At 51.9% G+C, this 12,414-nt stretch carries 11 protein-coding genes; all 11 read right to left on the bottom strand.

Annotated elements, in window-relative coordinates; all coding sequences use genetic code 11:
• Nucleotides 1-492 (bottom strand): CvpA family protein, encoded by a 492-nt coding sequence (locus MED297_RS08270; RefSeq protein WP_008043992.1) that lies wholly within the window; start codon nucleotides 490-492, stop codon nucleotides 1-3.
• Nucleotides 493-600: 108 nt separating this feature from the next.
• Nucleotides 601-1,131, bottom strand: coding sequence for an SPOR domain-containing protein (locus MED297_RS08275; RefSeq protein ID WP_008043993.1), 531 nt, complete (start codon nucleotides 1,129-1,131; stop codon nucleotides 601-603).
• Entirely contained in the window at nucleotides 1,132-2,337 is a 1,206-nt protein-coding gene (locus tag MED297_RS08280) for a bifunctional folylpolyglutamate synthase/dihydrofolate synthase (protein ID WP_008043995.1), read from the bottom strand.
• Complete coding sequence (gene accD / locus MED297_RS08285; RefSeq protein WP_008043997.1) at nucleotides 2,321-3,184, bottom strand: acetyl-CoA carboxylase, carboxyltransferase subunit beta; 864 nt, start codon at nucleotides 3,182-3,184, stop codon at nucleotides 2,321-2,323. The genes MED297_RS08280 and accD overlap by 17 nt, the downstream gene beginning before the upstream one ends.
• A gap of 83 nt (nucleotides 3,185-3,267) precedes the next feature.
• Entirely contained in the window at nucleotides 3,268-3,915 is a 648-nt protein-coding gene (locus MED297_RS08290) for a phosphoribosylanthranilate isomerase (protein WP_008043998.1), read from the bottom strand.
• Nucleotides 3,916-3,918: 3 nt separating this feature from the next.
• A complete protein-coding gene (gene truA, locus MED297_RS08295; protein WP_008043999.1) occupies nucleotides 3,919-4,779 on the bottom strand; it encodes a tRNA pseudouridine(38-40) synthase TruA in 861 nt (286 codons plus the stop codon).
• A 66-nt stretch (nucleotides 4,780-4,845) separates the two neighbouring features.
• On the bottom strand, nucleotides 4,846-7,659 hold the full coding sequence (locus MED297_RS08300; protein ID WP_008044000.1) for a FimV/HubP family polar landmark protein: 2,814 nt from the start codon (nucleotides 7,657-7,659) through the stop codon (nucleotides 4,846-4,848).
• Nucleotides 7,660-8,028: 369 nt separating this feature from the next.
• The gene (asd, locus tag MED297_RS08305; RefSeq protein WP_040556755.1) at nucleotides 8,029-9,150 is read right to left on the bottom strand and encodes an aspartate-semialdehyde dehydrogenase; all 1,122 of its coding nucleotides are present in this window, start codon (nucleotides 9,148-9,150) and stop codon (nucleotides 8,029-8,031) included.
• Between the two features lies 1 nt (nucleotide 9,151).
• Complete coding sequence (gene leuB, locus MED297_RS08310) at nucleotides 9,152-10,240, bottom strand: 3-isopropylmalate dehydrogenase (RefSeq protein WP_008044004.1); 1,089 nt, start codon at nucleotides 10,238-10,240, stop codon at nucleotides 9,152-9,154.
• An 11-nt stretch (nucleotides 10,241-10,251) separates the two neighbouring features.
• Nucleotides 10,252-10,899: a 3-isopropylmalate dehydratase small subunit gene (gene leuD / locus MED297_RS08315; protein ID WP_008044011.1), complete on the bottom strand. Its 648-nt coding sequence runs from the start codon at nucleotides 10,897-10,899 to the stop codon at nucleotides 10,252-10,254.
• Complete coding sequence (leuC, locus tag MED297_RS08320) at nucleotides 10,896-12,323, bottom strand: 3-isopropylmalate dehydratase large subunit (protein ID WP_008044012.1); 1,428 nt, start codon at nucleotides 12,321-12,323, stop codon at nucleotides 10,896-10,898. The genes leuD and leuC overlap by 4 nt, the downstream gene beginning before the upstream one ends.
• Nucleotides 12,324-12,414 lie beyond the last annotated feature (91 nt).

Raw genomic sequence — 12,414 nt, forward strand, 5'->3', positions numbered from 1 at the left:
TTACTCTCCTCCAACCGACAGAATGGCACCGGATGCTTTATGAATGTTTTCACCGGTCCAACGTATTACCGGCTCGAAATAAGGAATGAGGACCGAGTCCTGCCAGAACTGATCCAATGCAAAGAGTTTCCCGAGCGCCAACACAGCGACCACGATGATAATTCCGCGCAGCAACCCAAAGACCACGCCTAAGGCCCGATCGGTTCCGGTCAGTCCGGTCATGCGAACAAACTCGCCGAGAAGATGATTGATCAGTGATCCCACAATCAGGGTGGCAAGGAACAGGATAATGAACGATGCGGTATAGCGATGAGCCTCGTCCGCCAACCAGCCCGTCAGCAACGAAGCGAGGTTGTCACTGAACAGTCGGGCAATCACCAAAGCGGCCACCCAAGAAGCAAGGGACATCGCTTCTTTGGTAAAGCCACGCCGGATACTGATTAATGCGGAAACTAAAAGAATGCCGAGAATTGCCCAATCTAAGAAAATCATGACGGTACCGAAGTCGTAAACGCGCGCATTCTATCAGGAATGCTCTTTTTGTGAATATTTTTCATAAGACCTGACCAATTGATCAGGTCAGAGTAAGCGAACCATGAATCAGGAGTCGTCACGGTAACGGACCACTAACCCCTGCTCTCCGAACTCCTGTTTCAAAACCGTTTTTAAAGCATTGGCGTCGGATTTCTCCGTTAACGGCCCTACAAACACCTGAGTAAAGACCGATCCATCGGACAGCAGTTTTTCGCGAACATATACCTGGTAATCTGCGGCCCTTAACCGATCACGAAACACCGTTGCTTTGCCGGGGTCACGAAAGCTGGCAATTTGAACACTCCAGAGATCCACAGGTTGCTCGACGCTCGGCGTCGATTCTGGTTCGGGCTCAGCAGGCGTGTCCGCCTCGATGACAAAACCGGGAGACTGAGCGTCCGGTAAAGGTGGCAACTCAGTTTGATCCGCTTCAACCGTGCGAATATGGGTCAAATCAGGGCGTTTGGGTTGTGGCGGAATGTTGGTGATTTTTTCTGGAATACGCCCTTCCCCATCCAGTAAAACCGGGGCAATGAGTAAAACAAAGGCGGCTAAGACCAAAATACCCACCAAACGCTGCTGCAGTGACCGTTCCACTCACTTCTCCAAAAAATCCATCGCGGCGCAAACGGTATAAAAAGAACCGCCAATAAACAAGGGCTCTCCGGGATGTTCACGATCCAGGACCGCCATCAGCTCTTCGATCGTATCAGCCTGACACAGCACCGGTTGTGTTGTTCGGTCACCCAGCGCTTGTGCCGTCAGGCCTCTGGGGACATTAAGACTCACAGTACTGAGACTTAACATAGCCGGCTGCAATGCCCGGATAAAACCATCACTGTCCTTATCGGCCAGCATCCCGAGGGCCACATGAAAACGCTCAGGCAGCAACTGACTGGCAATATATGCAGCTGCATGAGGGTTGTGCCCAACATCGACAATCACCCGACGACCTTGATGTTGAAACGACTGCAGACGACCCGGCACCGAGAGCGCCTGCAAAACCGATGCGCACTCTTCGACCGGTAAAGACCAGGGTGACAGGGCGAAGGCTTGCAAGGCCGCGGCGGCATTCGCCCGTGGCAAACCCAGCGCTGATTGACGTGTTTCACCGGTTTTCCAGTACAGCCGGTCATTGTTGAGACCATGCTCTTGTCCAAATGGATAAAGCTCAGCACCGACAGATTGGGCCGTGTTGAGCACAGACTCAGGGACTTCCGAGCCAAGCACCAAGGGCCGCCCCGTTCGACAGATACCGGCTTTTTCCCGACCGATCTCTTCCAACGTATCACCCAGAAAACCCTGATGGTCCAGGCCCACGTTGGTTACCACGGCGATGTCAGGATCGATCAGATTAACCGCGTCTAACCGTCCTCCCAGACCAATCTCCAGCACCCAGGCGTCCAACTGCTCATGCTCAAAGACCCAGAACGCCGCCAATGTGGTGTATTCGAAGTAAGATAGTGAAACGTCACCGCGGGCTTGTTCAACGGCCTGGAAAGCTTCAACCAATAGCTGATCGGCAACCGGTTCATTATTGATGCGTATGCGTTCGTTGAATCGAAACAGATGAGGTGACGTATACAGCCCAACCTTTGCTCCGGCGCTCTGACAAAGCGCAGCAATGGCAGCACTGGTGGTGCCTTTGCCATTGGTACCGGCCACGGTCATTACGGTTGGCGGGGTCTTTTGCAGAAGCTCGGTGGCGACGCGTTTCAGGCGTTCGAGACCCAGTTCAATTTCGGTAGGATGAATGGCTTCGATGTACCGAAGCCATTCATTAAGATCAGTCGATCGGTGCATGAACAAACTTTTTCAATAAGCCTGCCAGCTTTGGCCGGAGGTCATGACGGCGCACAATCATGTCCACCGCGCCTTTTTCCATCAGGAACTCACTGCGCTGAAAGCCCTCTGGCAACTTCTCTCGGACTGTCTGCTCAATGACACGGGGACCGGCAAAGCCAATCAGAGCGTTCGGTTCCGCGACATTTACGTCACCCAGCAAGGCTAAAGAAGCCGACACGCCACCAAAACAAGGGTCCAACATCACTGAAATGTAAGGCACCCCTTCCTGCTTCAGTTTTTCCAAAGCCGCACTGGTTTTGGACATCTGCATTAATGAAAACAGGGCTTCCTGCATACGTGCACCGCCCGATGTGGCAAAACATACAAATGGAACACGACGTGACAACGCCTGATTGGCCGCTTGTACGAACTTCTCGCCAACCACAGCGCCCATGGAACCGCCCATGAAGTTAAAGTCGAAAGCCGCAACAACGACGGGCAACCCTTCTACCGTTCCGGACATCGCCACCAGTGCATCGTTTTCACCGGTTTGTTTTTGAGCAGCGGTTAAGCGATCTTTATAACGCTTACTGTCACGAAACTTCAGCCGATCTTCCGGCGCGACCTGAGCGGCAATTTCTTCACGCCCTTCACTGTCTAGAAACATATCCAAACGACGTCGAGCGCCAATGCGCATGTGATGATCACATTTCGGACAGACATCCAGATTCTTTTCAAGTTCGGGCCGATACAGTACGGCACTGCACTTCGGACACTTTTTCCAGAGCCCTTCCGGTACGTTCGAACGGCCTTTGGCATCGGATCGAATAATCGATGGAACGATTTTCTCCAACCAACTGCTCATATTGTCCCCATCTTGGTGTATTGGTTCACGATCTATTATCTATGAATCTTGCCTGTTGTTTTACAACCGCGCAACGGACACACTTATGAACTATTTTCACGGACCCACCCATCCGCACGGCGCACTTCACGGATAAAGGCGTCCATTCGCTCGGGCGACTTAACCCCCTTGGAGACCTCTATACCGCCGCTGACGTCCACTGCATAGGGTTTAATTGAGGACACCGCTTCATAAACATTGTCCGGTGCTAAGCCACCTGCCAAAAACAGTTTTGGCGCGATTGAAACGGGAATCAAGCCCCAGTCAAACGCCTGCCCGGTACCACCCGGTTGACCCTTCACATAGGCATCCAGCAGCAATCCATCGGCTTCCTGATGTTGTGCGCATGCACTTGTTAACTGTTGCTCGTCTTTCACGCGGATTGCTTTCAGATAGCGCGTACCGAATTGCTGACAATAGTCGTGCGATTCATCCCCATGAAACTGAATCAGGTCGGCACGAGCTTCGCTCACCACTTCACGGACATAACCGGCATCGGCGTTAACAAATAACGTGACAACCGACACCCCCGGGGTGACCGCACTGACCAATGATTGAACATGCTCAATCGTGACAGAACGCGGACTGGGTGGGTAAAACACCATGCCGATCAGATCAGCCCCCAACTCACAGGCGCTTTTTACGTCTTCGGCCCGAGTCATGCCACACATTTTAATACGGGTTTGCTTCATAATTTACACCGGGTCAAATAAGGACGTACTCGTCGACAAAATCGGCGAGAGAAAAGCGGGACCAGGATCTGCACTTGGCAAATCGCCAACATTGTAAGACGCTCGGACAAAGTACAGCCCGTTACCTTTTGCCGTCACACCGCCACGACGCCGGTCTTTATAATTTAGGACATCGGACGCCCAGTCAACGGGTTTTCGTCCACGCCCGATCGGCAACATCACACCGACCAGATTGCGCACCATATGATGCAAAAAGCCATCGGCGCGCGCTTGAATCACAATAAACTCACCAAATCGCGCGACTGTCAGCTCTCTGAGTGTTCGTACCGGTGAGTGGGCCTGACATTCGGCCGCACGAAAAGAACTGAAATCGTGTGTTCCCAGCAATCGATTGGCCGCTTGCTGCATCAGGCCAACGTCTAGTTCGTATTGCTCCCAGGTAGTAACTTCGTGTAACAAAGCAGATTTGACCCAATTATTGTGGATGATAAAGCGATAAGCACGTTCCTGCGCAGAAAAACGGGCATGAAAATGCTCATCCACCTGAGTCACCCATTTCACCGATATGTCGTCCGGTAAGCGGCCATTAATCCCCATTTTCCAACCATAGTCGCTGCGCTGAGCACGGGTATCGAAGTGGACGATCTGGTTCGTCGCATGGACGCCCGCATCCGTACGACCAGCCACAATTGTAGACACCGGTTCATCCGCCACCTTCGCTATGGCCGCTTCGAGCGCCGCCTGTATCGTTGATACGCCGCTTTTTTGAATCTGCCAACCATGAAAAGCGGTACCCTTATATTCAAGGCACAGAACTATCCGATGATGATCGGTTGGTCTTAAAAACGGGAAAACTTCACTCATACACTGACCACTAAACTAAAAAAGCCGCCCGTGGGCGGCTTTAACCAAATCAAGAGCACTCGCTCATCAAAGCTGCGACATCAACTCCTGAGCCTGAGCTTTCTGCTCATCATTACCCTCTACAGCAACTTCTTCGAGAATGTCACGAGCACCATCTTTATCATCCATTTCGATGTAAGCCCGGGCAAGATCCAGCTTGGTACTGGCTTCATCGTTACCGGATAAGAAATCAAACTCATCGTCTTCCAGGTCTGCATCGCTGTCGAGGGAGTCAGCCAGCTGAGACAGCGCATCACCATCATCGGTTGATTCAGCTGCCGCAGGCGCAAAGGAATCCTCAACTTCGAAATCCAGGTCCGCATCTGGCTCGCCCGATTCAACCGAAGGCATGTCCAAATCGTCCGCGCTCTCGATATCCAAATCAAGACCGGTATCATCCAACTCCAAGGTTGGTTCTTCGGTCGCTTCGGCAGTACTTGAAGAATCTAACTCTTCAACACCACTCAGATCCAGATCGTCGTCTTCCAGACTCAACGACTCGTCGCCGAAATCCAGTGACTCCAGATCTGATTCCGATTCAGTGTCATCGGCATCTTCAAGATCCAGCGAAAAGTCTAAATCATTGTCACTTGCAGACTCGGTTTCGGCACCAAAATCTGTTGTTTCAAGGTCTAAGGATTCATCTTCTAAGCTGAAATCAAGATCACTGCTGTCCGATGCTGGGGTTTCCGTTTCCAAATCACCCAAATCCAAACTGAAATCTAAATCATCATCGGTGCTGGAGGCTTCGCTTTCCGGCATCGAGTAATCTGAATCTGAACTGTCGGAAGCAGTTTCGGTTGCGGGCTGATCATCAAGATCCATGGAGAAGTCTAGATCAGACGTCGTGCTGTCATTGACATCAGAGCCCAGGTCGAGATCGTCGCTGTCGTCCAGATCCATCGAAAAATCATCAAGATCATCGGTCAACTCAACTGAATCGCTGCTACCGGCAATCGGCAATTTCGCTCTGAGGTCTTCAACCTCACGCTGCTGATCAGAACTCAGCGCCAGGCGAGACTCCAACTCATTAAACGCATTTGAGTCACCTGTTTCCGCATACACTTCCAGAAGTTTGAGACCAACGTCGCTACGATCCGGGTGTTCAGAAAACGCTTCTTTGAGCTTCTCTTCGGCTTGATCGTACTTCTGGTAGGCCATGTACATCTCAGCTTCGACCACCGCATCCAGCGTTTCAGGCTCATCGGCGACCAAATCATCGTCGAAATCATCTTCAACATCCGCCAGAAGGTCTTCATCGAAATCGGCCGTTAGCTCATTGGTTTCGGTGAACACCGGCTCTTCTTGAGCATTGATCTCATCCAAGGTTTGATCACCGCCGGCGCGCTTACTGCGAATATAGAGCGGCACAAGGATCAACAACAACAGGCCACCGCCGGTAATTGCCATATTAACGGTGCTGGCCATGACCCAATCCGAGGCTTTTCGCGACATGTCCTGAGCGAAACCGAGGATATTATCCAGCGTGGACTGTGGCGCTTGAGCAACTGGCTGCGGAGTCGGCTGTGGTTGAGGTTGCGGCTCTGGCTGCGCTGGTGTGCTGGCTTCGTTTGAGTCCGAGGTTGCAGGCATATCGGTTGCCGCAGCATCAGCACTCGGAGTTGTTTCTGCTGCACTGTCGGAAGCACTATCAGCAGGGGCCGTTGCGTCTTCAGCAGAGTCCTGTTCCTGACCCAATGCTTGCTGAACTTCGGCCAGATCGGAGTTCTGAACATCCAGCAACCGCTCCATTATTGCGATTTGCTCTTGAAGTTCACTGACGCGCGACTCTAACTCATCACGCTCACGTTCAAATTGATCGTTCAGCTCTTCAGCCACGGCCAACTGGTTTTGCAACTGATCGATGGTCGCCGCTGCTTCACCGGACGCTGTGGTGGAGCTGGAATCAGCATCGGCTGTCAGCTCAAGGTAACCGTCCGGATTCTTTTCAGCATCAGCCGATGGTAACGCTGAGGATGTTGAATCGGTTGCCGACAACTGAACTTCTGAAGCTTCGTTGACAGGCGCACGCAGATTCGGGGCAGCACCCTGGTTTTGTGCCTGCACTTCGGCAATGGCTTCATCCAGGCTTCGAGTCGAAATCTGACGACCATCCGGCAAGGTTAAGACGCTGCCAGCTTTAACTCGGTTGATATTGTTACCAAGGAACGCTTCCGGATTCAGGTCCTGAATAGCAAGCATGACCTGCTGAGGGGAATAATTTCCACGTCCGGGTACCTTAAGTGCGATTTCCCACAGCGTGTCATTTCGCTGGACCCGATACTGGCCTTCCGGCAGATTATCTTCACGTGGTTCCACGGCAGGTGTCGTCGCAACGGTTTCAGTGGACTCAGCACCGGAAACCACCGTTGTCGTGACAAGATCAGAAGCCTGGTTGTTTGACGATGGTTCAACAACCAGCGCGTCCACGGATAAGCCGGTATCAAAGACCGGAGGGTCCAACAATACGGTGTATTCTTTCAGCAACCGACCGCCGGGCCAGTTTACTTCAACCAGAAAATTCAGAAACGGTTCACGAACCGCCTGACTGGTATTCAGGGTAATTACCGTTTTACCGGCTTCATTTTCCCGAACTCGAAACTGAATATTGGAAAGGAAAAAACTGCGCTCAACGCCTGCCCGTCGAAAATCGTCGTTGCTTGCCAGAGTCGGCAGTATTTCTCCGGCCGTCAATCCCTGAAGCTGGATCAGTTCAATTTCGGCTTCCAGAGGGTCATTAAGGTTTGATTTGACTTCGATGTCACCCAACCCTAACCCAAATGCTGAGCCGATAAATGACATGACGGTCAGAAATACTACAAACGCCTGTTTTTTTACCATAATCCTTTTTCCCTATCTCCAATTTGACCATCAATGCCGAAGCTGAGAGCGTATTGAAGAGGAATCTCTTTTTTTATTAAACCGAAACGAGATTAAGTGAGAACCAGTTCTCATTTAAGATCGCTACGACGAATTCAGCTGCAACTAAATGTAGAAAGCACATTACAAACTGCGGCTAAGTATTATTTATAAAAGGACTTTTAGCAACTAGGGGGTGTCTCAACTTCCGGTTTTTATCGCCAAAATTTGACACCGTACTCAGCAAAAAGGCGGCCCTATTGGACCGCCTTTTTAGACAAGCTTATGAAAAACAAAGATTTTTTTCCGAAAAATGGTCTAATCTTTGCCGAATGCACTGAATCAGCTTTTTTATTGAAGGTCGCCCTTCAAAATCGCCAGCATTCGCCGTAATGGCTCTGCTGCGCCCCACAAGAGCTGATCTCCGACAGTAAATGCACTAATATAGCCTTTACCCATGGTCAGTTCACGTACCCGACCGACCGGAATGTTCATCGTGCCGGTCACTTCGGCCGGCGTCAGTCGCTGCATACTCTGATCACGGTCATTCTCTACGTAGCTGACCCACTCATTAGCGCCATCAAGCAGCTGACCAATGGTTTCCAAAGAAACATCCTGCTTCAACTTAATGGTCATGGCCTGTGAATGGCACCGCATGGCACCAACACGTACACAAAGCCCATCGATCGGGACCGGTGAATCAGCTCGTCCCAGAATCTTGTTGGCTTCAACCTGTGCTTTCCATTCTTCTTTACTTTGACCCGAAGGCATGGCTTTGTCGATCCATGGAATCAGGCTGCCGGCCAACGGCACGCCAAATTGATCCGTCGGGTAGCCATCTGAGCGAATGTGCTCGGCGACAGTACGGTCAAGTTCCAGCACGGCACTCGCCGGGTCATCCAACAGAGACTGAGCCGACTGATGAATCGAGCCCATCTGTGCAATCAGTTCGCGCATGTTCTTCGCACCGGCACCGGAAGCCGCCTGGTAGGTCATCGGTGAAACCCACTCAATGAGATTTTCTCGGAACAGTCCGTGCAGTCCGAGTAACATGAGGCTAACGGTACAGTTGCCACCAACAAAGGTCTTAACCCCCTGCTCAATGCCCTGATCAATTTGCGCTCGGTTGACCGGATCGAGAACGATGATGGAGTCATCCGCCATGCGCAGCGACGATGCCGCGTCGATCCAGTAACCATTCCAACCCTTATCACGTAACGGCTGATAAACCTCAGAAGTATAATCGCCGCCCTGACAGGTAATGATTGCATCACAGGCCGCCAGTGCAGAAAGATCCGTCGCATCCTGCAGTACCGATGCACCCTGACCCACATCTGGTGCCGCCTGACCTGTTTGACTGGTGGTAAAAAATACCGGCTCAATTCCATTAAAATCATTCTCTTCACGCAACCGCTGCATGAGCACTGAGCCGACCATTCCTCGCCAACCCACAAATCCTACTGTTAAAGACATATCAAACCTCTTTCGCGTTAAGTGCCGCTAGAACGGCGTCACCCATTTCTTCGGTGGTGACTTTTTGTTTGCCATCGGCATGGATATCAGCGGTACGCAACCCCTGATCCAAGACCTGACCGACGGCGGCTTCGATCGCTTCGGCCGCTTCAGCGGCATCCAGCGAGTATCGCAACATCATGGCAACGGACAGAATCGTCGCCAATGGATTGGCCAGATTCTGACCTGCGATATCGGGTGCGGAACCGTGTATTGGTTCGTACATCCCTTTATTATTCTCATCTAACGATGCCGACGGCAGCATACCAATTGAGCCAGTCAACATCGCCGCACAATCAGAGAGGATATCACCAAACATGTTGCCGGTGACCATCACATCAAATTGCTTTGGTGCCCGAACCAGCTGCATGGCCGCGTTATCGACATACATGTGGCTGAGTTCGACATCCGGATACTCTGCGGCTAACTCGTTCATGATCTCGCGCCATAGCACGGTCACTTCAAGCACATTCGCTTTATCGACAGAGCACAGGCGACCGCCACGCCTACGTGCAGCGTCAAATGCCATACGGCCAATCCGGCGGATTTCCGACTCCGAATAAACGTAGGTGTTAAAGCCTTCACGTTCGCCGTTTTCCAACTCACGAATGCCGCGCGGCTGACCAAAATAAATGCCTCCGGTCAGTTCACGAACAATCAGCAAGTCCAGGCCAGAGACCAGTTCTGGCTTCAGAGAACTGGCATCCGCCAACTGAGGATACAAGATGGCCGGGCGCAGATTGCCAAACAGGTTCAGCTCAGAACGCAATCCCAACAGGCCTTTTTCCGGACGCTTCGCCATTTCCAGGCCATCCCATTTCGGACCGCCGACCGCGCCCAGCAGAATGGCGTCTGCGGCTTTCGCCTTAGACAGCGTCGCTTCAGGTAAAGGCACTCCGTCGGCGTCAATGGCACTGCCACCGACCAGCGCATGGTCCGTATCAATACCCAACTGAAAGCGATCATTGACAGACGCCAACACACGCTCGGCCTGCGCCACAATTTCCGGTCCGATTCCATCTCCGGGCAAAATCAATACGTTGCGGGACATAAGCTCTCCTGTTATTTAATCTGCCCGAACACCCAGGGATGTACCTGGGCACGTTTATCTTCATACTGCCGAATGGCGTCCGCATCCTGAAGTGTCAGGGCGATGTCATCAAGCCCGTTCAACAAACAATGTTTACGGAATGCATCCACCTCAAAAGGCACTGTGTTGTCCTGCGCATCACGAATGACCTGATTCGGCAAATCTACGGTCAGTGAAAATCCAGGCTGTGCCGCCATTTCACTGAACCATTGATCAATCTGCGTGGCGTCGACCACGATGGGCAAAATGCCATTTTTAAAACAGTTGTTATAAAAAATATCGGCGAAACTGCTGGCAATAACAACACGGAACCCATAGTCCTCTAACGCCCAGGGCGCGTGTTCACGACTGGATCCGCAACCAAAATTCGCACGGTTCAGTAAAATACTGGCTCCCTTATAGCGTTCTTGGTTCAACGGAAAATCCGGGTTCAACGGCCGCGATGCGTTGTCCATGCCTGGCTGGCCTTCGTCGAGATAACGCAACTCATCGAACAGGTTGGGACCAAAACCACTGCGCTTAATAGATTTAAGAAACTGTTTTGGAATGATCATGTCGGTGTCGACATTCGATCGATCCATCGGAGCCACCAGCCCCTCGACAACGGTCAATGCTTTCATTGGGCGACCTCCTGTTCTGCAATATTGACAAAGTGTCCTGCGATCGCGGCAGCCGCCGCCATAGCCGGACTCACCAAATGGGTCCGCCCCCCAAAACCCTGACGCCCTTCAAAGTTCCGGTTAGAAGTTGAGGCACAATGCTCACCCTGCCCTAACTTATCGGCATTCATCGCCAAACACATCGAACAGCCAGGCTCTCGCCATTCAAATCCTGCCTCGGTGAAAATCTTATCCAACCCTTCCGCCTCGGCCTGTTTCTTTACTAAGCCACTACCTGGCACCACCAAGGCCTGTTTAAGCGACGAGGCAACCTGCTGACCCTTAGCAACGGCAGCCGCAGCACGCAAATCTTCAATTCTTGAATTGGTGCAGGAACCGATAAACACACGATCGAGCTGGATATCGGAAATTTTCTGATCGGCTTTCAGTCCCATGTACTCGAGCGCCCGTTCAATACCGGCTTTTTTAACAGGATCGTCGGCCTGTTCTGGATTGGGCACCTGAGCAGAGACGCCAAGGACCATTTCCGGCGACGTTCCCCAGGTCACCTGAGGTTCAATATCTTCCGCATCGAGGACCAGTTCATGATCAAAATGTGCGTCGGCATCGCTGACCAGAGTCTCCCAATAAGCGACTGCCTGATCCCAGAGTTCACCGGTTGGCGCAAACGGCCGACCCTTAAAGTAATCAATCGTTGTCTGATCGACGGCTACCATACCGGCCCGTGCGCCCGCTTCGATGGCCATATTACAAACCGTCATCCGTCCTTCCATCGACAACGCTTCAATCGCAGTTCCGGCAAACTCGATCGCGCAACCGGTGCCGCCAGCCGTGCCGATTTTCCCGATGATGTACAAAACGATGTCTTTGGCGGTCACACCGTTACGAACCTGCCCATCGACACGAATGCGCATGTTCTTCATTTTTCGCTGGATAAGACACTGAGTCGCCAGAACGTGCTCAACCTCAGATGTACCGATACCGAAAGCCAGCGCGCCCATTGCACCATGCGTCGAGGTGTGCGAATCGCCACAGACGATGGTCATTCCCGGCAGGGTTGCGCCCTGCTCCGGCCCCATGACATGCACAATGCCCTGAGATTCACTGCCCATATCAAACTCACGGACACCGAAGTGCGAGCAGTTGTCATCCAGAGTCTTCACCTGAATCCGGGAGGTTTCATCGGCGATGCCGTCGATACCGCTGCGCCGCTCGATCACCGTTGTGGGTACGTTGTGATCCGGGGTGGCGATGTTGGTGTCTAACCGCCAGGGTTTCCGACCAGCTAAACGCAGACCTTCAAACGCCTGTGGCGATGTCACTTCATGCAGCAACTGACGATCAATGTAGATTAACGCCGTCCCGTCTTCTCGTTGACTGACAACATGCGCGTCCCAGAGTTTGTCGTAAAGAGTCTGTGCCATTTTTGTGCTTACCTGCGGCTGACGAAACAATGGGCTCCATTTTAATTGGACACACCAATAATTCAAATTTATTATTTTTATGAATTCCATT

Source organism: Reinekea blandensis MED297, assembly GCF_000153185.1.
Taxonomy (GTDB): Bacteria; Pseudomonadota; Gammaproteobacteria; order Pseudomonadales; family Natronospirillaceae; genus Reinekea; species Reinekea blandensis.